Genomic DNA, 21,837 nt, shown 5'->3' on the forward strand with positions numbered 1-21,837 from the left:
CCGCGGTGTTTAGCATTCCCGAGGCTGCGCGCGAGAGGGGGCGCAGACGAAAACCGCCGGGACGCGCAGCGGCGTCCCGGCGGCGAGCCCTCGACAGGGAAGAAGGGGCTCAGGCCGCGGCGGCGTCGGTGCCGGCCGTGTCGGTGTCGTTCTCCTCGGGATAGGTCGGGTAGAGACCCTGGCTCATGCCGAGCTGCTGCACGAGTCCGAGCACGACGTCGAGCGTCGGCGTCGGGTGCCCGGTGATCCGGCCCATTTCCTGCACCGCGGTGACGAGGGCGTCGATCTCCATCGCCTTGCCGGCCTCGAGATCCTGCAGCATCGAGGTGCGGTGCTTGCCGACCTTGGCGGCGCCGTTGATCCGCCGCTCGACATCGACGCGGAAGCTCGCGCCGAGGCTCTCTGCGATCGTCTGCGCCTCGAGCATCATCGCCTTGGCGGTGGCGCGGGAGGTCGGATGGCTGGCCACCACGTCGAGGGTGCCGCGGGTCAGCGCCGAGATCGGGTTGAAGCAGAGATTGCCCCAGAGCTTCAGCCAGAGTTCGGAGCGGATGTCCTCGAGCACCGGCGCGCGGAAGCCGGCCTTCTCCAGCAGCTCGGAGATCATCCGGATGCGCGGGCTGGCGGAGCCGTCGGGCTCGCCGAGGGCGAACTTGTCGCCATAGACATGCCGGATCACGCCGGGCCCCGAGATCTCGGCGGCAGGATAGACCGAGCAGCCGATGGCGCGGTGCGGGCCGATGATGTCCCACTGCCGGTTGCCGCGGTCCACCGCGTCGAGCCGCCGGCCCTCATGCGCGCCGCCGAGGCCGTGGAAATACCACCAGGGCACACCGTTCTGGCAGCACACGACGGCGGTGTCGTCATGCATCAGCGGGCGCAGGTATTCCGCCGATTCCCAGGACTGGTGGGCCTTGAGCGCGTTGAAGATCACGTCCACCGGGCCGATCTCGTTGGGGTCGAGCGCCGCCTTCACCTGCACGGTGGTCTCGGCGCCGTCCTTGATCAGGGTGAGCCCGCTGGTCCGGATCGCCTCGAGATGCTTGCCGCGCGCGATCACCGAGACCTCGGTGCCCTCGACGCTTGCCAGCCCCGCCGCGAGATAGCCGCCGATGGCGCCTGCGCCGAAGATGCAGATTTTCATGCGGTCTCCTCCTCCATGTCGCGCAGGTTCCGGTGCGCCGATCCGGTGGTCCATCCCGGTGGCCCGCGGCGCGCCGCGGGCCAGGTGAAGAGGGGCGGCCTATTCGGCGGCCTGCGCCATCGTGTTGCCGGTGGCGGTACGCCAGTACTCGGTGGCGGCGCCGACGCCGGAGCCCGGCTCCACCATGATGCCGCAGTCGCGCATCGCCATCTCGGCGCCGGCCAGCGCCTGGGCCACCATCACCTCGTTGAGCCAGCCGAGATGGCCGATGCGGAACACCCGGCCCATAACCTTGGCCAGCCCGGTGCCGAGCGAGAGGTTGTAGCGCTCGTAGGCGCGCGCGATCACCTGGCGGGCATCGGCCTCCTCGGGCACCAGGATCGCCGACACGGTGTCGGAATACCATTCCGGCCCGCGGGCGCAGAGGTCAAGCTTCCAGCCGTCGAGGACGCCGCGGCGCACGCCTTCGGCGAGGTGGTGGTGGCGGGCGATCACGTTGTCGAGCCCCTCCTCGAAGATCATGTCGAGCGAGGCGCGCAGGCCGCGCAGCAGCGTGGTGGCCGGGGTGTAGGGGAAATAGCCGTCGGCGTTCAGCTTCGACATGTCCTCCCAGGAGAAGAAGGTGCGCGGCAGCCGGGCGCTGGACTGCATCGCCAGCGCCTTCTGGCTGACGCAGATGATCGCGAGGCCGGTGGGCAGCATGAAGCCCTTCTGGCTGCCGGAAACGCAGACATCGACGCCCCATTCCTCCATGCGCATGTCGATCGAGCCGACCGAGGAGACGCCGTCGACCATCAGCAGCGCCGGGTGCCTTGCGGCGTCGAGCGCGCGGCGCACGCCGGCGATGTCGGAGGTGACGCCGGTCGCGGTCTCGTTCTGGCAGGCGAAGACCGCCTTGATCTCGTGCCGGGTGTCGGCCTTAAGCGCCGCCTCGTAGGCGTCGAGCGGCACGCCCTTGCCCCATTCCACCTCGATGCACTGCACGTCGAGGCCGAAGCGCTGGCACATGTCGACCCAGAGATGGGAGAACTGGCCGAAGCGGCTCATCAGCACCTTGTCGCCGGGCGAGAGGGTGTTGGCGATCGCGCTTTCCCAGCCGCCGGTGCCGGAACCGGGGAAGATGAAGACCTGGCCGGTCTCGGATCTGAACACCTTCTTGGTGTCCTCGAAGATCGGCTTGGTGAAGTCGCCGAAATCGGGGGCACGCATGTCCTCCAGCGCCACGTCCATCGCCTGGCGGACACGGAAGGGCATGTTGGTCGGGCCCGGAATGAACAGGGCATTGAAGCCGGTCTTCATGTGCGTTCCTTCATGTTCGTTCCGGTCGGCGCCGGAGATGTTGCGGATACGGGCGCAGGGGGCGCGCCGTGTCTGGCCTGTTGCGATACGGGTGGCGGGCAGGGCCTGCCATTCAAAATTTGTTTCCGGTGCATGGGCTTGGCCTTCACGCCCGGAGGCGGATGCCGCTTTCCCTCGGGCAGAGCGTCGCTTTCGGCGCTGGCGGCGGGAGGGCCGTGAAGCGCCGCGCAAGAAAATTTCCGCATGGTGGAAACCGCGGTGTGCAGCGGCTGTGGGGCGGGGTGGCGGGAAGGGTTTCCTGCCGAGACGATATCGCCGCCGGGGCGCCAGCCGGCCGCGCCGGAGGGGGCCGCCGCGCCTTGCCGGGATGGGGGCGAATCACCCCCGGTTCCCCGCGTGCAGGGAACGGCTGGCGGACTGCGGCGTTGCCAGCCCGGGCATGGCGGGGGCAGGTTGGGCCGGTGCCGCAGCCGGGGGAGCGACAGCGATGACCGACACCGATCTCGATCCCGATCCCGGGCAGGGCCGTGGCCGCCGGCCGGCGGGGGGCTTCGCGCCGCTGGTCGCCGAGCTTCTCGTCGAGGATCTTGCCGCCAGCCTCGGTTTCTGGTCGGGCCCGCTCGGCTTCACGGTGGCCTATGACCGGCCGGCGGAGCGGTTCGCCTATCTCGAGCGCCCGGAGGGCGGCCAGATCATGCTGCACCAGCGCTGCGGGGTCTGGGAGACCGGGGCGTTGGCGCGCCCCTTCGGCCGCGGCGTGATGTTCCAGATCGCCGTCGCCGGCCTCGAGCCGATCATCGGGCGGCTGGAGCAGGCGGGCTGGCCGCTCCATGCCGGGCCGCGCGAGGCCTGGCGCCGCATCGGCGACCGCGAGGGCGGCCGCCGGGAGATCGCGGTGCTCGACCCGGACGGCTATCTGCTGATGCTGGCCGAGGATCTGGGCAGCCGCCCGCTGCGCCAGACCCCCTGAGCGGCGATTTGGCCCGGCTCAGGGGGTGAGCAGGATCTTGCCGCGATGGCCGGCCGATTCCATCAGCCGGTGCGCCTCGGCAGCCTCGGCGAGCGGCAGCACCGTGTGGGTCACCGGCTTCAGCCGCCCGGCGCCGAAGAGCGGCCAGACCCGGTCCTCGAGCTCCCGCGCCACCGCGGCCTTGAAGGCGTCGGGCCGCGAGCGCAGGGTCGAGCCGGTGAGCACCAGCCGCTTCAGCATCACCGGCATCATGTTGAGCGTGACCTCGGAGCCGGCATTGTAGGCGAGGTTGACGATCCGCGCGTCGTGGCGCGCCGCCTTGATGTTCTTCGCGATGGTGGGGCCGCCGACGATGTCGAGGATCAGGTCCGCCCCGCCGGCGGCGCGGACGATCTCGACGAAATCCTCCGAGGCGTAGTCGATCGCCCGCTCGGCGCCGAGCCCGCGGCAGAAGTCGAGCCCGCCAGCCGCCTCGGTGGCGAAGACGCGCAGCCCCAGCGCGGCTCCGAGCTGGATCGCGGTGGAGCCGATGCCGCCGGCTCCGCCATGCACCAGCATCAGCCCGCCCTCGGGCGGCGCAGCGTGGTGGAAGAAGTTGGACCAGACGGTGAAATAGGTCTCCGGCAGCCCCGCGGCGTCGCGCTCGGGTACCCCCGGCGGCAGCGGCAGGCAATGGCCCTCGAGCACCGTGACGCAATCGGCATAGCCGCCGCCATTGGTCAGCGCGCAGATACGGTCGCCGACCTCCCAGCGGGTGGCGCCCTCGCCGAGGCCGACGATCTCGCCCGAGACCTCGAGGCCGAGCAGGTCGGAGGCGCCCTTCGGCGGCGGGTAGAGCCCGCGGCGCTGCATCAGGTCCGGGCCGTTGACGCCGGCCGCGGTCACCTTCACCAGCACCTCGCCGGGGCCCGGCACCGGCACCGGGCGCGCCGCCGGCACCAGCACCTCGGGGCCGCCGCCCTGGCCATGCTCGATCGCCGTCATCTGCGTCATGCGCCTGTCCTCCCATCTGTCGCCGCGCCGGGATGATGCCCGGCTTGCAGGGGGCCGGTGTTGCAGTCGCGCGCGCCTGCCCCATTTACCTTGCGTTGCAGCGTAGCCTGTGCTGCGCATGGAACTCGCTAAGAGGCGCCGGGCGGCGATGCAAGCGCCGCGGGCGCCGGTGGCGGCAGGACGGACATGGACGGGCGGAGAGGGAGCGTGCGATGAGCGATGCGAAACCGGGCGGGTCGAAGCGGAGCGGGGCGGCGGCCGGCGGCGAGCCGAAGGCGGCACCGGCAGCTGCCGGCGAGGTGGCGGCCGGGACGTTGCCGCCCTATCTCGCCGAGCGCTTCGCGAGCTGGCACGCGCTGCGCTTCAAGCCCAACCGGATCTGGCATGCCCGCCTCGCGGAGGACGGCCAGCGCCCGCGTGCGATGATCATCAGCTGCTGCGACAGCCGGGTCGACACGGTGCAGATGTTCGGCGCCGAGCCGGGGGATCTCTTCGTGGTGCGCAACGTCGCCAACCTGGTGCCGCCCTTCAACCCCGATCACCAGCATCACGGCACCTCGGCGGCGGTGGAATACGCGGTCACGGCGCTCCGGGTCGCGCATATCCTGGTGGTCGGGCATTCCAACTGCGGCGGCGTCGCGGCCTGCGAGGCGATGTGCTCGGGCCAGGCGCCGGAGCTCGACGAGAGCGGGAACTTCATCGGCCGCTGGATGGACATTCTCCGTCCCGGCTGGGAGCGGGCGGTGGCGGCGGAGCCCGACCCGGAGCGCCGGGGGCCGGTGCTCGAGCAGGAGGCGGTGCTGACCTCGCTGCGCAACCTGATGAGCTTTCCCTTCGTGCAGACGGCGCTGGAGGCGGACAAGCTCAGCCTGCACGGCGCCTGGATCGATATCGGCGCGGGCACGTTGCATGCCTATTCCCCGGACAGCAGGCGCTTCGAGCCGGTGGCGGCCGCAGCCGGCTGAGCCGGGCCTTTCCCCGGGCTGAGCGCGGCAGCGCGAGCGGGGCGCCGCGCAAACCGTCTTCCCGGTTGCCGCCCTCGCGCCCGCGGCGCGGCTGCCCGGGCGGGACCTGTGGCGGGCGGGGCCTCCGGCTGCGGATGGCTCCCGGGCGCCGGGGGGCGAGCTTGACTCGCACGCGGTGAGAACAAAGAATGAACATATGGAATCGCACCGCACCCTGACACGCCCTCTGCGGCCAGCCGCGGCCGCTGTCCTCGACCCGGCCCTGGTCTCGGCCCTGGCGGGCGGCGCGGCGCGGGCGGCCCGGCTGGCGCTCGCCGGGCCCGCGGTGCCGGAGGGCGACGTGCCGGCGCTTGCGGCGGGTCTCGGCCGCAGCGGGCTGCACGAGCTGGTCGAGGCGCGTTTCGGCGACATGGGGGCGGTGGCGGGCTTCGCGCTGGCGGTGCTGGCCGGGACCGCGGAGCGGGCTGCCGCGGGGCCGCTGGTCTGGATTGCCTCGGCGGCGGCGATGCGCGCCCATGGCCGGCTCTCGGCGCGCGGGCTGGCGGCGGCGGGGGGCGATCCCGGCCGGCTGCTCTCGGTTGCCGTGGCGCGGCCGGTCGACGGGCTCTGGGCGGTGGAGGAGGCGCTGCGCTCCGGCGCGGTGGCGGCGGTGGCGGCGGAGCTGCCGGAGGCCGGTTTCACCGCCACGCGGCGGCTCTCGCTGGCCGTGGCGGCCGCCGGGGTGCCGGCGCTGCTGCTGCTGCCGCATGACCGTGCGGGGGCGAGCGCTGCGGCGAGCCGTTGGCGGGTGGCGGCGGCGCCCTCGGCGCCCGACCCGCATGACCGGCTGGCTCCCGGCGCGGCGCGTTGGCGCGTCACGGTGGTGCGGGCGCGGGCGGCGCCCTGGGCGGCGGGGCGCAGCTGCGAGCTGGAGGTGGGCGATGCGACGCATGCTCTGCGTGTGGTTGACCGACTGGCCGATCGACCGGCTGCGGCGCGCGCGGGGCCTGCCGGGCGGGGCCTGCCCGCTCTCGCCGGCGGGAGCGAGGAAGCGCTCCGCCGGCGCGCCTGAGGCACCGGGCTTCGCGCTCACCGAGCGGGGCGCGCGGGGGCTGCGCATCGTGGCGGCGGACCGGGCAGCGGCGGCGCTCGGCATCGGCCCGGGCATGAGCCTCGCCGATGCCCGGGCGCGGGGGCCGGGGCTGCGTTCGGCGGAGATCGACCGGGCGGCGGATGCGGCGGCGCTCGTGGCGCTCGGGCGCTGGATGACGCGCTGGAGCCCGGTGGTGGCGCTCGACGGGCGCGACGGGCTGGCGCTCGACATCACCGGCTGCGCGCATCTGAGCGGCGGCGAGGCGGCGCTGATGGCGGATGTCTCGGCGCGGCTCGCGGGGGCCGGCATCGCGCATCGGCTGGGCCTGGCGGCGAGCCTCGGGGCGGCCTGGGCGCTGGCCCATGTGGCGCCGGGGCGGATCACCAGGATCGAGGGCGGGGCGGAGGCGCTCGAGGCCGGGCTGGCGCCGCTGCCGGCGGCGGGGCTGCGGCTGGCGCCCGAGGCGCTGCGGCTGCTGCATCGCTTCGGGCTGACGCGGATCGGACAGGTCGCGCGGCTGCCCCGGGCGAGCCTGGCGCGGCGGTTCCGCAGCGCCGGCGGCGAGACGGCCGCGGGCGATGCGGCGGCGCTGGCCGACCAGGTGCTGCTGCGGCTCGACCAGGCGCTGGGCCGGCTGGTGGAGCCGCTGGCGCCGCTCGGCCTGCCGCCGGAGCATGCCGAGCGCCTGCCCTGCCCGGAGCCGCTGCTGGATCTTGCCGGGATCGAGGCCGGGCTCGGCCGGCTGCTCGGGCGGCTGGCGGAGCGTCTGGCGGCGGCCGGGCAGGGGGCGCGGCGCTTCCGGCTGCGCGCCTACCGCGCCGATGGCGTCACTGCGGCAGTCGAGATCCGCACTGCGCGGCCGGTGCGCGATCCGGCGCATGTGGCGCGGCTCTTCGGCGAGCGTCTGGCGGCGATCGACCCGGGCCACGGCATCGACCTGCTGGTGCTGGAGGCCGAGGGTGTCGCGGCGATGGAGACGGCGCCGGCGCCTCTCGGCCGCGGTTTCGCGGGGGCGGCGCCGGACATGGCGGCGCTCGCGGCGCTGGCCGACCGGCTCGCCGCGCGCCTCGGGCCGGAGGCGGTGACGGTGACCTGGCCGCGGGCGAGCCATCTGCCCGAGCACGCCGAGCGCGCTGCCCCCTTCACCGGGGAACTGCCGGACTGGTCGGCCCCCGGCGCCCTGCCGCCGCCCGGCTCGGCGCCGCGCCCGTTGCGGCTGCTGATCCGGCCGGAGCCTGTGGAGGTGGTCGCCGAACTGCCCGACGGCCCGCCGGCCCGCTTCGTCTGGCGGCGGGTGGCGCGGCGGGTGGTGCGCGCCCGCGGGCCGGAGCGGCTCGGCCCGGAATGGTGGCGCCTCGGCCTTGCACCGCGGGATTTCGAGGACCGCGCGCGGGACTGCTACGCGGTCGAGGACAGCGAGGGCCGGCGCTACTGGCTCTGCCGCGAGGGGCTCTACGACGACGGGCGCGGCGCGCTGCCGCGCTGGCGCATCCTTGGCCTGTTCACCTGAGTGCCCACATCCATGACCATCTATGCCGAACTCGCCGCGACGACGAATTTCTGCTTCCTGCGCGGCGCTTCCCATCCCGAGGAGCTGGTCGAGACCGCGGCGCGGCTGGGGTTGGCCGGGCTCGGCGTGGCCGACCGCAACACCCTGGCCGGGGTGGTGCGTGCGCATGTCGCCGCGCGGGCCGCGGGGCTGCGCCTCGCGGTCGGCTGCCGGCTGGTGCTGGAGGATGCGCCGGACCTGATCTGCTACCCGGAGGACCGCGCCGCCTATGGCCGGCTCTCGCGGCTGCTCTCGCGCGGCAAGCGCGCCGCGGAGAAGGGGAAATGCCGGCTGCTGCTCGACGACGTGATCGCGCATTCCGAGGGGCAGCTCTTCATCGCCGTGCCGCCGCCGCTGCCGGAGCGCGACTATCCCCGGCTGCTGGCCCGGCTGGCGCGGCTCTGGCCCGGGCGGCTCTGGCTCGCCGCGAGCCACCATCTCACCGGCCGCGACCGGGCCGAGATCGGCCGCCGCGCGGCGCTGGCGGCGGCGGCCGGCGTGCCGCTGGTGGCGATCGGCGACGTGCTCTACCACGTGCCCAACCGCCGGCCGCTGCAGGACGTGCTCACCTGCATCCGCGAGCACACCACGGTGGAGACCGCGGGCTTCCGTCTCGAGGCCAATGCCGAGCGCCACCTGAAGCCGCCGGCGGAGATGGCACGGCTGTTCCATGGCCACGAGGCGGCCCTGGCGGCCAGCGCCGAGATCCTCGCACGGGCGCGCTTCAGCCTCGACGAGCTGGCCTATGAATACCCCGAGGAGCCGGTGCCCGCCGACACCAGCCCCCAGGCGCATCTCGAGGCGCTGACCTGGCAGGGCGCGGCCTGGCGCTACCCGGAGGGCGTGCCGGAGACCGTCCGCGCCGCGGTGGTCAAGGAGCTGCGGCTGATCGGCGAGCTCGACTATGCGCAGTATTTCCTCACGGTGCACGACATCGTCGCCTGGGCCCGGCGCCAGCGCATCCTCTGCCAGGGGCGCGGCTCGGCGGCCAATTCGGCGGTGTGCTTCTGCCTCGGCATCACCTCGGTGGACCCGGGCAAGTCGAACCTGCTGTTCGAGCGCTTCATCTCGAAGGAGCGCCGCGAGCCGCCGGACATCGACGTCGATTTCGAGCATGAGCGCCGCGAGGAGGTGATCCAGTACATCTACCGCCGCTATGGCCGCGAGCGGGCGGCGCTGACCGCCACGGTGATCTGCTACCGCCCGCGCTCGGCGATCCGCGAGGTGTGCAAGGCGCTCGGCCTCTCGGAGGACATCGCCGCGGCGCTGGCCGGCACGGTCTGGGGCTCCTGGGGGCGGGAGGTCTCGCCGGAGCATGTGCGCGCCGCCGGGCTCGACCCGCAGGCCCCCGAGATCCGCCGGGCGATCATCCTGACCCGCCAGCTGATCGGCATGCCGCGGCATCTCTCGCAGCATGTCGGCGGCTTCGTGCTGACCCGCGGGCGGCTCGACGAGACCGTGCCGATCGGCAATGCCGCGATGGCGGAGCGCACCTTCATCGAGTGGGACAAGGACGACATCTCCGCCCTCGGTATCATGAAGGTCGACGTGCTGGCGCTCGGCATGCTCACGTGTATCCGCAAGGCGTTCCGGCTGCTCGAGGCGGAGAAGGGGCTGCGGCTCTCCCTCGCCACGGTGCCGGACGAGGACCCGGAGACCTATGCCATGCTCAGCCGGGCCGACAGCCTCGGGGTCTTCCAGGTCGAGAGCCGGGCGCAGATGAACATGCTGCCGCGGATGAAGCCGCGCACCTTCTACGACCTGGTGATCGAGGTCGCCATCGTGCGCCCCGGCCCGATCCAGGGCGACATGGTGCATCCCTATCTGCGCCGGCGCCAGGGCCGGGAGATGGTGCAGTTTCCCGCGCCGGCCCCCGAACACGGGCCGCCGGACGAGCTGCAGCGCATCCTCGGGCGCACCCTCGGCGTGCCGCTGTTCCAGGAGCAGGCGATGCAGATCGCGATCGACGCCGCCCGCTTCACGCCGGACGAGGCCAACGGGCTGCGCCGCGCCATGGCAACCTTCCGGCGCGTCGGCACCATCCAGCACTACCAGGACAAGATGGTGCAGGGGATGATCCGCCGCGGCTACGCCCCGGACTTCGCCGCCCGCTGCTTCGAGCAGATCAAGGGCTTCGGCGAATACGGCTTCCCCGAGAGCCATGCGGCGAGCTTCGCGCTGCTGGTCTATGTCTCCTCATGGCTGAAATGTCATCACCCGGAGGTCTTCGCCTGCGCGCTGCTGAATGCCCAGCCGATGGGTTTCTACGCCCCGGCGCAGATCGTGCGCGACGCCCGCGAGCATGGGGTCGAGGTGCGCGGGCCGGATCTCAACCGCTCGGGCTGGGACTGCACGCTGGAGCCGGGGGAGGGCGGCCGGCTGGCGCTGCGCCTCGGCCTGCGCATGGTCGACGGGCTGGCCGAGGCCGAGGCGGGCAGGCTGCTCGCCGCGCGGGGGGCGGGCTACGGCGCCGTTGCCGAGATCCGCGGCCGCGCCGGGGTGATGCGCGCGAGCCTCGAGCGGCTGGCGGCGGCCGATGCCTTCCGCTCGATGGGGCTCGACCGGCGCGCCGCGCTCTGGGCCGTGCGGGGCGAGGCGAAGGGCGCGGCGCTGCCGCTCTTCGCCGCGGCGGGGGTGGCTGAGCAGGGCGCCGAGCGGGCCGTGGCGCTGCCGGAGATGCCGCTCTCGGAGCATGTGGTGCAGGATTTCCAGACGCTGCGGCTCTCGCTTAAGGCGCATCCGATGCAGTTCCTGCGCGCGCATTACGCGGCAGAACGGCTGGCCAGCGCGGCGGCGGCCGTGGCGGCGCCCAACGGCGCGCGGGTCGGGCTTGCCGGCGTGGTGCTGGTGCGCCAGAAGCCGGGCTCGGCCAAGGGGGTGGTGTTCGTCACCGTCGAGGACGAGACCGGCATCGCCAACATCGTGGTCTGGAAGCGGGTGGCGGCGCGGTTTCGCCCGGTGCTGATGGGCGCGCGGCTGCTCGAGATCCGCGGCCGGGTGCAGCGCGCCGAAGGGGTGACGCATGTCGTGGCGGAGTATCTCGCCGACCGCACCGGCGATCTCGCCCGGCTCTCGGAGGATGCGGTGCAGGGGATCGGGGGCAACGGCCTCGCCCATGCTGACGAGGTGCGCCGCCCGATCGAGGAGGACCCGCGGACCCGGCTCCCGGCACGCAGCCCGAGGGCACATCCCCGCGACGTGCGGATCATCCCGAAGAGCCGGGATTTCCACTGAGGCGCGCGCCCTGCGCCCGCTTCGGGGGGAGGGCAGGAGGCGGCGCTTTCCGGTGTCGGGGCGGGGGCGTATAGTCGGAGCCGTGGGCGCGAGTCTTCCGCCCGTGCCGTGCGGCTGCCGCCCGGCCCTCCTTCAGGAAAGCCCCCGTGCCATGACGCACGCCGCCTGCCTCGCCGCCCTCTGCGCGGCAACCCTGCTGCCCTCGGCCGCCCGGGCGGTGGATCCGGTCGTCGCCCATCCCGGCAATTACAGCGTGCTGATCGAGAACGACCGGGTCCGCGTGATCGCCCATCGCGACATGCCGGGCGACCGCACCGTGGAGCACGACCATCCGGCCTTCGTGCTGGTGGCGCTGCGCGCCTTCGAGCGGCGCATCACCCTGCCGGACGGACGGGTGATCATGCGGAAATTCGCGCCGGGCGACGTGATCTACTCCGGGCCGCAGACCCATATCGGAGAGAATATCGGCACGACGCCGACCGAGGCGGTGCTGATCGAGCTCAGATAGGCAGAGCCCCGGGCCCACGGCCGGCACGCCCCGCGAAGCGGGGCCTGCCGGCGGCACGGGTCACTGCAGCGTTTCGGTGCCCTGGGCGGTCGGCGCCGGGTCCTTGCCGAAGTCCTCGTTGGCCTCGACGTCGTTGATCGCGTGCATGAAATAGGCCGCGTGCAGCGCGCTCAGGCCGTAGGGGACGGTCTTGCCCTCCTTGTCGAGCGGGAAGGCGAGGATGCAGCCGCCGCGCCCGGTCTCGACATGCACGCCGATCGGCACGCCGACATGCGGGCTCGCGGTGTCCCAGTCCGCCTGATCGTGCCTGGGGATGCTGGAGAAGAAGCTCTCGTCGTTCGGCACCGCCTCGAGCCCCTTGCGGGCGCGCAGCTTCTCGCGGAACTGGTCGCGGATATAGAGCGCGATCTTGGCCGAGAGCAGCAGCACCTCGCTGCGGCCGTCGGCGGTGAGGGTCTTGAAGCTGACAAATCGCTTGGTCTTGTCGAGGGCGAGGTGGAAGGATTTGATCTCGCGGCCCTCGGGCACGTTGCGGAGGTCCTGGGGGGCGGGCAGATCAGCCTCGCCGGACTGGGTGGTCATGGTTCCGACTCCTTCGCGGTTTGGCGCGCTGCCTGCCGCGGGTGCGCGCCGATGTCAAAACCTTTTCGCAGGGGCGCGACCCGGACCGGAAAGTCGCCGGCAGCTGTTGTGCAATGCACGCACCGAATGCACGCTATGCGATTAAACCCGGTTGACATACAACCGTCCCTCACGGAAGTTTGTTCACGGACGAGGGAAATTGGAGGGTGTCCGATGTTTAATCGCCTTTGGGCCATTGCCTATGTCTGCGCGCTGATTGCCGGGCCGACCGCCCATGCGCAGGAAGTCTGGATCACCGAGGACATGCCGGTCTTCGAATATTCGCAGGATGGCCAAAACCATGTGATCGAACGCAACCAGGACCAGACGGCGACCATCGACGACAGCTTCGCCAAGACCTCGCGGCCCTGCCCGCCGTTCTGCGTGCATGCGATGAAGGCTGCCCCCGGGGTCGAGACCGTGGGGGAGCTGGAGCTGCTCGACTTCCTGCGCGAGCGCGTCGAGACCGGCCGCGGCGTGCTCGTCGATGCCCGCCTCGCAAGCTGGTACGACAAGGGCACGATCCCCGGCGCGATCAACCTGCCCTTCCCGATCTTCACCACGCCGGACAACCCGTTCTTCGCACCGATCATGACGCAGCTCGGTGCGGTACGGCGCGGGCGGAGCTGGGATTTCAGCACGTCCAAGGATCTCCTGCTGTTCTGCAACGGGCCGTGGTGCGACCAGTCGCCCCGGGCGATCCGGGGGCTGATCGCGGCCGGCTATCCGCCAGAGAAGCTGTTCTACTACCGCGGCGGCATGCAGGCCTGGCTGTCCATGGGCTTCCAGACCGTGCTGCCCAGCGGTGTCTGATCCGGCCGGTCGCAGCGAGGAAGGGGCGATGAGCACACGCATGCAGCGGACCCCGATGGCGCGGCTGGCTGCCGGTCTGCTGGCGGCGATGCTGGCGGCCGCGCCCGCGGCGAAGGCGCAGGATCTCGCGGCGCTGGAAAGCGCCGTGGTGGAGCGGCTCACCGAAGTCGTCGCGGCCGAGGCTGCCGGCGAGACCGATACCGAGGCCCAGGTCGCGCTGATGGCGCGCCTCACCGAGCTGGTTGCCGGCTGGCAGGCCGCCGGGAAAAGCCTGCGTTCGGTCGAGCGGCGGCTGGAATACCGCGCGGTGAAAGCCTTCGGGCGCGATGTGCCGGCGCTGCTGACCGGGCCGGACGGGCGCCTCGACGTTGCCGCGCTGGTCGAGCAGGCCGCCTCCGCGGTCGGGCGCGCGACGCGCAAGCCGGCGCGGGCGGATCCCTATCTCTCGGCGATCGCGGCCGAGGGGCAGAGCACCACCGTGGCCACCGCGCGGATCGAGGTCGCCTCGGCGCCCGCCACGCCGGAGCCCGAGCCCGCGGTTGCCGGCGAGGCATCGGCTGAGCCCGACGCGTTCGGCGAGCGCATCGAGGTGGAGGGCGGCGCGCGCTATGTCACCGTGGTGCCCGGCGACACGCTCGGCCGGCTGGCTGCGGAGATCTACGGCGACTTCTTCGAGTATCGCCAGATCTACGTCGCGAATCGCGACCGTATCTCCAACCCCAACCTGCTCGCCCCCGGCACCCGCCTGCGGATCCCGTGACCTTCCGGCCCGCGGCGCCCGGCCCTGCGGGCCAGGCCGATGCGGTGTCGGGAAAACGTCATTCGGATGCGCCGCGCGCCTGTGCTATCGGCCCCGCACCATTGGGATTTCATGGCCGGATCGGGCGGCAGGGGATGTTCGCCGCCCGGAGCGAGGGGAGAACATCGCGCATGGACACGCCGCATGACGGGGACAGGACCCCGGACTGGCTCGCCGCCGAGCTCGAGGAGACGCTCGACGAGACCTTCGAGATGGAGTTCAGCGAGCCGATGCTGAGCCAGGAGGTCCGCCGGATCTACCGCGAGCAGCACCCCGATTCGCTCGACCGCCGGACCTATTTCACCAATCTGCTGCGGCTCCAGGCCGAGCTGATCAAGGTGCAGGACTGGGTGCAGCACACCGGCGCGAAGGTCTGCATTCTCTTCGAGGGCCGCGACAGCGCCGGCAAGGGCGGCGTGATCAAGCGCATCACCCAGCGGCTCAATCCGCGAATCGCCCGCGTCGTGGCGCTGCCGGCGCCGAACCGGCGCGAGCAGTCGCAATGGTATTTCCAGCGCTATGTGCAGCACCTGCCGGCCGGCGGCGAGATCGTGCTGTTCGACCGCTCCTGGTACAACCGCGCCGGCGTCGAGCGGGTGATGGGCTTCGCCACCGAGGACCAGGTGGAGATGTTCTTCCGCGACGTGCCGGAATTCGAGCGCATGCTGGTGCGCAACGGCATCATCCTGCTGAAATACTGGTTCTCGATCACCGACCAGGAGCAGCAGCTGCGCTTCCTCGTGCGCATCCACGACCCGATGAGGCAGTGGAAGCTCTCGCCGATGGACCTCGAGTCCCGCATCCGCTGGGAACAGTATACCAAGGCCAAGGAGGACATGTTCGAGCGCACCAACATCCCGGAGGCGCCTTGGTACATCGTCGAGGGCAATGACAAGAAGCGCGAGCGGCTGAACTGCATCGAGCATATACTGACCAAGATCCCCTACGAGCCGGTGCCGCAGGAGAAGGTCGAGCTGCCCGAACGGGTCTTCGACCCGAACTACGAGCGCAAGACGCTGCCGGACGAGCTCTACGTGCCGAAGATCTACTGATATCGGCGGCCGCCGCTCCCGGAATTCCGGGCGCGGCGCCCTTCGCGCGCATTCCCGCTTCGCCTTCGTTCACGTTTCGTTTACAGTCGCGGGGGACTCGCCATCTGCGCCCCCGGGCGCTATCTCGCGAGGGTGATCGAGGGACCGCCGGGAGGGCACGCGCATGGCCGAGCTGAAACACATCTCCGTCCGCGGCGCGCGCGAGCACAACCTCAAGGGTGTCGATGTCGACATTCCGCGCAACGCGCTGACGGTGATCACCGGGCTTTCCGGCTCGGGCAAGTCCTCGCTCGCCTTCGACACGATCTATGCCGAGGGCCAGCGGCGCTATGTCGAGAGCCTCTCGGCCTATGCCCGGCAGTTCCTGCAGATGATGCAGAAGCCGGATGTCGATCATATCGAGGGCCTCTCGCCGGCAATCTCCATCGAGCAGAAGACCACCAGCCGCAACCCGCGATCGACCGTCGGCACGGTGACGGAGATCTACGACTATCTGCGCCTCCTTTTCGCCCGCGCCGGCACGCCCTATTCGCCGGCCACCGGGCTGCCGATCGAGGCGCAGCAGGTCTCGGAGATGGTCGACCGGGTGATGGCGCTGCCCGAGGGCACGCGGGCCTATCTGCTCGCCCCGGTGATCCGCGACCGCAAGGGCGCCTATACCAAGGAGTTCCTCGAGCTCCGCAAGCAGGGCTACCAGCGGGTCAAGGTCGACGGCGCCTTCCACGAGCTCGAGGACCCGCCGAAGCTCGACAAGAAGCTGCGCCACGACATCGACGTGGTGGTCGACCGCATCGTGGTGAAGGACGGCATCGAGACCCGCCTCGCCGACAGCTTCGCCACCGCGCTCGGCCTTGCCGACGGCATCGCGGTGATCGAGACCGCGCCGAAGGAGGGCGAGGGCGAGCCAGAGCGGATCACCTTCTCGGAGAACTTCGCCTGCCCGGTCTCGGGCTTCACCATCGCCGAGATCGAGCCGCGGCTGTTCTCCTTCAACGCGCCCTTCGGGGCCTGCCCGGCCTGCGGCGGGCTCGGGGTCGAGCTCTATTTCGACGAGAACCTCGTGGTGCCGGACCGCACGGTCTCGCTGATCAACGGCGCGCTGGCACCCTGGGCGAAGTCGAAGACCCCGCATTTCCGCCAGACCATCGAGGCGATCGCCCGGCATTACGGCTTCTCCCACACCAAGCCGTGGGACGAGCTGCCCGCCCATGCGCGCCAGGTCATGCTCTACGGTTCGGGCGACGAGGAGATCTCGTTCCGCTTCGACGATGGCGGACGGATCTACCAGGTCAGCCGCGTCTTCGAGGGGGTGATCCCCAACATGGAGCGGCGCTATCGCGAGACCGAATCGGCGATGATCCGCGAGGAGTTCGAGCGCTACCAGGCGAACCGGCCCTGCTCCTCCTGCGACGGGCACCGGCTGCGCGCCGAGGCGCTGGCGGTGAAGATCGGCGGGCGCCATGTCGGCGAGATCACTTCGCTCTCGATCCGCGAGGCGCTCGACTGGGTGCGCGCGGCTCCGGCGGCGCTCGGCGCGCAGAAGCGCGAGATCGCCGAGCCGATCCTCAAGGAGATCCGCGAGCGCCTCGGCTTCCTCGTGAATGTCGGGCTCGACTACCTGACCCTCAGCCGCAATGCCGGCACCCTCTCGGGCGGCGAGAGCCAGCGAATCCGGCTGGCCTCCCAGATCGGCTCCGGCCTCACCGGCGTGCTCTACGTGCTCGACGAGCCCTCGATCGGCCTGCACCAGCGCGACAACGGGCGCCTGCTGGAGAGCCTGCGCGGCCTGCGCGACCAGGGCAACACCGTGATCGTGGTCGAGCATGACGAGGAGGCGATCCGCACCGCCGACCACGTGATCGATATCGGCCTCGGCGCCGGCGTGCATGGCGGGCGGATCATCGCCGAGGGCCGGCCCGACGCGATCGCCGCCAACCCCGGCTCGATCACCGGGCAGTATCTCGTCGGCAGCCGCGAGATCGCCATTCCCGACGAGCGCCGCCGCGGCAACGGCAACTGGCTCACCGTGGAAGGCGCCACCGGCAACAACCTCAAGGAGGTGACGGCGGAGATCCCGCTCGGCACCTTCACCTGCATCACCGGGGTCTCGGGGGGCGGCAAGTCGACCCTGACCATCGAGACGCTCTACAAGACCGCGGCCAACCGGCTGAACGGCGCGCGCCACCACCCGGCGCCCTGCAAGGCGATCCGCGGGCTCGACCGGCTCGACAAGGTGATCGACATCGACCAGTCGCCGATCGGCCGCACCCCGCGGTCGAACCCCGCGACCTATACCGGCGCCTTCACCCCGATTCGCGACTGGTTCGCCGGGCTGCCGGAGTCCAAGGCCCGCGGCTACAAGCCGGGCCGGTTCTCCTTCAACGTGAAGGGCGGGCGCTGCGAGGCCTGCCAGGGCGACGGCGTCATCAAGATCGAAATGCATTTCCTGCCGGACGTCTATGTCACCTGCGAGACCTGCCAGGGCAAGCGCTACAACCGCGAGACGCTGGAGGTGCTCTACAAGGGCAAGTCGATCGCCGATGTGCTCGACATGACCGTGGAGGACGGGGTGCCGTTCTTCGAGGCGATCCCGATGATCCGCGACAAGCTCGAGACGCTGGAGCGGGTCGGTCTCGGCTACATCAAGATCGGCCAGCAGGCGACGACGCTTTCCGGCGGCGAGGCGCAGCGGGTGAAGCTCTCCAAGGAGCTCTCCAAGAAGGCGACCGGGCGCACGCTCTACATCCTCGACGAGCCGACCACCGGGCTGCATTTCGAGGATGTCCGCAAGCTCCTGGAAGTGCTGCAGGAACTGGTCGAGAGCGGCAACACCGTGGTGGTGATCGAGCACAATCTCGACGTCATCAAATGTGCCGACTGGGTGGTTGATCTCGGGCCGGAAGGCGGCGATGGCGGCGGCCGGCTGGTCGCCACCGGCACGCCCGAGGCGGTTGCCGAGATCGCCGAGAGCCACACCGGGCAGCACCTGCGGCCGATGCTGGTCAAGGCCGGGCGTCTCGCCGCGGAGTGACCCGCCGGAGGCGCGCGCAGCCCCCCGGATGCCCGGCCCGGTCCGGAACGGTCCGCCATGCGTTCGGCATGGCGAGCGGTCTGCGATCCGCCGCGCCGTCGCCGATCTCCGGGCGATGCCTGCGGCTCAGAACCTGCCGCCGAGCATCACCCCGCCATAGATCACCTTCAGCTTGCCTTCCTTGATCTTCTTGTCGATGCCGAGGAAGCCGCCGATCTCGAGCTCGACCTTGTCCTTGCTCAGCACCTTGACCTTGATCGGCACGTGATAGGCGCTGCCCTGGGGCTTGGCGAGCTTGGCCGGCTTGTCCGGCTCGACGATCTGGCCCTTCACGCGGTAGTCCTCGAGCTCGCCGCGCAGGCCGAGCAGCTTGAGCGGGCCCGGCTTCGAGGGATCGCCGGCCTTCTCCAGCTCCTTCTCGACCTTCTTCTCCTCGCGCTTCAGCGCGCCCTTGAGCTGGTCGGTGCCGAACTTGGTCAGCGTCTTGTCGGCCTTGGCTGCCTGCTTGCAGAGCAGGTCCTCGACCAGCGCCTTGGTGATCTTCTTGGCGGGCATCGACTTGGCGCGCTTCTTCAGGTCGGCGGCGGCCTCCTTGCAGGCGGCCTCGAGATGCTTCTGCCAGGGCAGGGCGAGCAGGACGGGGATCATCGGCGCGGGGATCATCGGGGTCTCCCGGGATGCGTGGACGGGGGCGGCGGTGTCCGCTCCGCGGCGCGGCCCCGGCGCGGGTGGCGGCCGGAGGCCCCGGCGCGGAGCCTTCCAGTGGATATGCTGGCCACGCCGGAGCGCCGCAAGGCGCGGCCGCGTACCGGTCCGGTCTCGATTGTATCGGTCGGGTATCGGGCCGGCGCGGCGGCTCAGCCGAGCCCCAGCCAGGCGCCGAAGGCGGCCTCGCCGCGCGGCGTGAAGCGCACCGCGCGGGAGCCCGGCTCGCGGCTGGCCCAGCCCTCAGCCTCGATCCGCGCCAGCACCGCGCGGCCGAGGCTGCCGGCGAGATGCGAGCGGCGCTCGCTCCAGTCGAGGCACTCGCGGCAGAGCGGCGCCCGGGCGCGGATCAGTGGCTCGAGCGCGATGCCGAAACCGGAGAAGAAGGCCGCGCCGCTCTCGGTCAGCCGCGGGCCGTCCCCGGTGGTCGCGAGGCGGCCGGTGCGCAGCAATGCGCCATACATCGCGGTGGCCATCTCGCCGGCAAGGTGGTTGTAGCAGACCCGCGCGCGGCGCAGCGCCTCGTCCCTCGGACCGGGGCGGGTGCGCAGATGGCCGGCACCTGAGGCCAGGCCCATCAGGCTCTCGAGCACCGCGGCAACCTCTGTCCCGGTCAGCGAGAAATACCGATGCCGGCCCTGCCGGCGCTGGCCGATCAGCCCGCCGGCCTCGAGCTTGGCGAGATGGCCGCTGGCGGTGGGCGGGCTGACCCCGGCCTCTGCCGCCAGCTCGCTCGCGGTCAGCGCCTTGCCGCTCATCAGCGCGGTCAGCATGTTGGCGCGGGCCGGGTCGCCGATCAGCGCGGCGATGCGGGCGATGTCGGGGCCTGCCTTCATGCTTTGACCGTAGCCGAAGCACGCGCGCCGGGCAATCCGCTAGGGTGCCTTCCGCAACCGCATTCCACGGGAGGGAGACAGCCCATGCTGACCTGCATCATCCGCTACCGCATCGACCCGGCGAAGAAGGCCGAATTCGAGCGCTATGCCCGCAACTGGGGCCAGGCGATCCCGCGCTGCGGCGCCGATCTCGTGGGCTACTACGCGCCGCACGAAGGGTCCTCGACGCTGGCCTACGGGATCTACAACATCGAGAGCCTGGCCGCCTACGAAGCCTATCGCGCGCGGCTGGCCGCCGATCCGCTCGGCCGGGAGAACTACGAGTTCGCGCAGCGCGAGCGCTTTCTCCTCGCCGAGGACCGGACCTGGCTGAAGCTCGCCTCGGCGCCGCATGGGGGCGAAGTATGATCGCGGTGATCTTCGAGGTGGTGCCGGCGCCGGGCCGGCGCGACGACTATCTCGCGATCGCGGCGGCGCTGCGCCCGCTGCTCGAGGAAATCGACGGCTTCGTCTCGGTGGAGCGGTTCCAGAGCCTCGCCGACCCGGAGCGGATCCTCTCGCTCTCCTTCTTCGAGACGGAAGCGGCGGTGGAAGCCTGGCGCGGCATCGCCGAACACCGCGCGGCGCAGCAGGCCGGACGGGCCGGGATCTTCGCCGACTATCGCCTGCGCGTCGCCGCTGTGCTGCGCGACTATGGCCTGCACGGCCGCGCCGGGGCGCCGCCCGACAGCCGGGCGGCACACGGCGCCTGAGCGCCCGGCCGGTGCCGCGCTATGCCTGCCGGCGCCGAAAATCAGACTGTGCGTTATGACGCGTTGACTGAGCGTGATCCGGTCACCCCCGGGCGGGGCTACACTCGGCAGGCGCAGGGCCGGCAACGACCGGTCCGGGGCGGACCACCGCGCGAGACGCGGCACACATGAAAATAATATCGGGAGGAAGACCATGTCCAGGACGTTGCCCAAGGCACTTCTCGGCGCGACCGCGGTTGCCGCGCTGCTGGCCGGCGGGCCGGCGCTGGCGGCCGAACCGCTCAAGATCGGCGTGATGGCGACCCTCGAGGGCACCTATACGGTGCTCGGCGAGGACGGCATCCGCGGCTTCAAGGTGGCGATGCTCAAGCATGGCGACACCGTCGGCGGGCGCCCGATCGACATCACCATCGCCTCCACCGATGCGAGCCCGGACAGCGCGGTGCGCGCCGCACGCAAGCTGGTCGAGCAGGACGGCGTCGACATCGTGATCGGTCCGCTCTCCGGCTCCGAGGGCATCGCGATCCGCGACTACTCCAAGACGCAGCCGCAGGTGACCTTCATCAACGGCTCCTCCGGCGCGCAGGAGACCACCTATGTCACGCCGTCGGAGAACTTCTTCCGCTTCAACATGGACGGCGCGCAGTGGTCGGCCGGGCTCGGCGACTATGTCTTCAACGAGAAGGGCTACGAGACCGTGGCCACCATCGGCGAGGACTATTCCTTCATCTACACGCAGGTGTTCGGCTTCGCGCTGGAATACTGCGCCGCAGGCGGCGAGATCACCGACCGCTTCTGGGTGCCGCTGGGCACCAAGGACTTCGCCTCGATCATCGCCGCGCTGCCGGATGACGTCGACGCGATCTATCTCGGCCTCGGCGGCGGCGATGCGGTGAACTTCCTCAACCAGTACCAGCAGGCCGGCGGCGAGGCCAACCTGATCGGCGGCTCGATCATGGTCGACGGCACGGTGCTCTCCTCCAAGGGCAAGGCGAAGGACGCGCTGATCGGCGTGCCCTCCGCCGGGCCGCAGGCCGACACCTGGGACAACGAGGCCTGGCAGGCCTATGTGACCGCCTACAAGGAGGCGTTCCCGCCCGACCAGCGCTTCCCCTCGCCCTCGCTGCTGGCCACCGGCTACTACAACTCGACCGATGCCGCGATGATCTGCATCGACCAGCTTGGCGGCGATCTCGGCGAGGGCCAGTCGGCCTTCCGCGACTGCCTGAGCAATCTCGAGCTCGATGCGCCGAACGGCAAGATCACGCTGGATCACAACCGTCAGGCGATCGGCACCAATTTCGTGATCGAGGTGGTCGAGGCCGAGAATGGCGACCTGCTGACCCAGCTGGTGTCGATGAAGGAGGGCGTCAACCAGACCCTCGGGATCGACCCCGACGCCTTCGCCCAGATCGGGCTGCCCTCGCGCGAGATCCCCGAGTGCAAGAGCTCCTACGAGTGATCCCGGCCGTTTGAGCCGGGCAGGGCGGCGGC

Annotated in this window: 19 protein-coding genes; 13 read left to right on the forward strand and 6 right to left on the reverse strand. The window is 71.3% G+C overall.

Annotated elements, in window-relative coordinates; all coding sequences use genetic code 11:
• Positions 1–109 precede the first annotated feature (109 nt).
• Together QSJ97_RS09700 and QSJ97_RS09705 are read right to left on the reverse strand one after the other, a co-directional pair.
• On the reverse strand, positions 110–1,144 hold the full coding sequence (locus QSJ97_RS09700; protein WP_285671546.1) for a 2-dehydropantoate 2-reductase: 1,035 nt from the start codon (positions 1,142–1,144) through the stop codon (positions 110–112).
• Positions 1,145–1,243: 99 nt separating this feature from the next.
• Entirely contained in the window at positions 1,244–2,443 is a 1,200-nt protein-coding gene (locus tag QSJ97_RS09705) for an aminotransferase class V-fold PLP-dependent enzyme (protein WP_285671547.1), read from the reverse strand.
• 487 nt (positions 2,444–2,930) lie between these two features.
• Here QSJ97_RS09705 and QSJ97_RS09710 point away from each other — a divergent pair, with 487 nt between their 5' ends.
• A complete protein-coding gene (locus QSJ97_RS09710; protein WP_285671548.1) occupies positions 2,931–3,413 on the forward strand; it encodes a VOC family protein in 483 nt (160 codons plus the stop codon).
• A gap of 18 nt (positions 3,414–3,431) precedes the next feature.
• On the opposite strand, the gene QSJ97_RS09715 is transcribed toward QSJ97_RS09710, so the two are convergent.
• Entirely contained in the window at positions 3,432–4,397 is a 966-nt protein-coding gene (locus QSJ97_RS09715; protein ID WP_434220905.1) for an NAD(P)H-quinone oxidoreductase, read from the reverse strand.
• 221 nt (positions 4,398–4,618) lie between these two features.
• Between QSJ97_RS09715 and QSJ97_RS09720 the strand changes: the two genes are divergently transcribed.
• From QSJ97_RS09720 to QSJ97_RS09735, 5 genes are all read left to right on the forward strand, one after another.
• Entirely contained in the window at positions 4,619–5,371 is a 753-nt protein-coding gene (locus tag QSJ97_RS09720) for a carbonic anhydrase (RefSeq protein ID WP_285671550.1), read from the forward strand.
• Positions 5,372–5,567: 196 nt separating this feature from the next.
• On the forward strand, positions 5,568–6,422 hold the full coding sequence (locus QSJ97_RS24985) for a hypothetical protein (RefSeq protein WP_352231068.1): 855 nt from the start codon (positions 5,568–5,570) through the stop codon (positions 6,420–6,422).
• Positions 6,423–6,714: 292 nt separating this feature from the next.
• Positions 6,715–7,953, forward strand: a complete 1,239-nt coding sequence (locus QSJ97_RS09725; RefSeq protein WP_434220906.1) for a Y-family DNA polymerase — start codon at positions 6,715–6,717, stop codon at positions 7,951–7,953.
• 12 nt (positions 7,954–7,965) lie between these two features.
• Positions 7,966–11,226 (forward strand): error-prone DNA polymerase, encoded by a 3,261-nt coding sequence (locus tag QSJ97_RS09730; protein WP_285671552.1) that lies wholly within the window; start codon positions 7,966–7,968, stop codon positions 11,224–11,226.
• 151 nt (positions 11,227–11,377) lie between these two features.
• On the forward strand, positions 11,378–11,734 hold the full coding sequence (locus QSJ97_RS09735; RefSeq protein WP_285671553.1) for a cupin domain-containing protein: 357 nt from the start codon (positions 11,378–11,380) through the stop codon (positions 11,732–11,734).
• A gap of 60 nt (positions 11,735–11,794) precedes the next feature.
• Here the strand turns inward: QSJ97_RS09735 and QSJ97_RS09740 are convergent, their stop codons facing one another.
• Positions 11,795–12,316, reverse strand: coding sequence for a hypothetical protein (locus tag QSJ97_RS09740; protein WP_285671554.1), 522 nt, complete (start codon positions 12,314–12,316; stop codon positions 11,795–11,797).
• Positions 12,317–12,529: 213 nt separating this feature from the next.
• On the opposite strand from QSJ97_RS09740, the gene QSJ97_RS09745 reads away from it, so the two are divergent.
• The 4 genes from QSJ97_RS09745 to uvrA all read left to right on the forward strand — a co-directional run bounded on the left by QSJ97_RS09745 (position 12,530) and on the right by uvrA (position 18,050).
• Positions 12,530–13,168 carry a rhodanese-like domain-containing protein gene (locus QSJ97_RS09745; protein ID WP_285671555.1) on the forward strand — a complete coding sequence of 213 codons (639 nt, stop codon included), beginning with the start codon at positions 12,530–12,532 and terminating at the stop codon, positions 13,166–13,168.
• Positions 13,169–13,196: 28 nt separating this feature from the next.
• Positions 13,197–13,928 carry a LysM peptidoglycan-binding domain-containing protein gene (locus QSJ97_RS09750; protein WP_285671556.1) on the forward strand — a complete coding sequence of 244 codons (732 nt, stop codon included), beginning with the start codon at positions 13,197–13,199 and terminating at the stop codon, positions 13,926–13,928.
• 170 nt (positions 13,929–14,098) lie between these two features.
• A complete protein-coding gene (gene ppk2, locus QSJ97_RS09755) occupies positions 14,099–15,019 on the forward strand; it encodes a polyphosphate kinase 2 (RefSeq protein WP_285671558.1) in 921 nt (306 codons plus the stop codon).
• A gap of 163 nt (positions 15,020–15,182) precedes the next feature.
• Positions 15,183–18,050 carry an excinuclease ABC subunit UvrA gene (uvrA, locus tag QSJ97_RS09760; protein ID WP_285671559.1) on the forward strand — a complete coding sequence of 956 codons (2,868 nt, stop codon included), beginning with the start codon at positions 15,183–15,185 and terminating at the stop codon, positions 18,048–18,050.
• Positions 18,051–18,176: 126 nt separating this feature from the next.
• On the opposite strand, the gene QSJ97_RS09765 is transcribed toward uvrA, so the two are convergent.
• Together QSJ97_RS09765 and QSJ97_RS09770 are read right to left on the reverse strand one after the other, a co-directional pair.
• A complete protein-coding gene (locus QSJ97_RS09765) occupies positions 18,177–18,713 on the reverse strand; it encodes a hypothetical protein (RefSeq protein ID WP_285671560.1) in 537 nt (178 codons plus the stop codon).
• 194 nt (positions 18,714–18,907) lie between these two features.
• Positions 18,908–19,591: an ArsR/SmtB family transcription factor gene (locus QSJ97_RS09770; RefSeq protein ID WP_285671561.1), complete on the reverse strand. Its 684-nt coding sequence runs from the start codon at positions 19,589–19,591 to the stop codon at positions 18,908–18,910.
• A gap of 84 nt (positions 19,592–19,675) precedes the next feature.
• Here QSJ97_RS09770 and QSJ97_RS09775 point away from each other — a divergent pair, with 84 nt between their 5' ends.
• From QSJ97_RS09775 to QSJ97_RS09785, 3 genes are all read left to right on the forward strand, one after another.
• On the forward strand, positions 19,676–19,999 hold the full coding sequence (locus QSJ97_RS09775) for an NIPSNAP family protein (RefSeq protein ID WP_285671562.1): 324 nt from the start codon (positions 19,676–19,678) through the stop codon (positions 19,997–19,999).
• The gene (locus QSJ97_RS09780) at positions 19,996–20,343 is read left to right on the forward strand and encodes an antibiotic biosynthesis monooxygenase family protein (RefSeq protein ID WP_285671563.1); all 348 of its coding nucleotides are present in this window, start codon (positions 19,996–19,998) and stop codon (positions 20,341–20,343) included. The genes QSJ97_RS09775 and QSJ97_RS09780 overlap by 4 nt, the downstream gene beginning before the upstream one ends.
• A 193-nt stretch (positions 20,344–20,536) precedes the next feature.
• Positions 20,537–21,805, forward strand: a complete 1,269-nt coding sequence (locus QSJ97_RS09785) for an ABC transporter substrate-binding protein (RefSeq protein WP_285671564.1) — start codon at positions 20,537–20,539, stop codon at positions 21,803–21,805.
• Positions 21,806–21,837: the final 32 nt, after the last annotated feature.

Origin of the sequence: Paralimibaculum aggregatum (genome assembly GCF_030270585.1) — a bacterium.
Taxonomy (GTDB): Bacteria; Pseudomonadota; Alphaproteobacteria; order Rhodobacterales; family Rhodobacteraceae; genus Thermohalobaculum; species Thermohalobaculum aggregatum.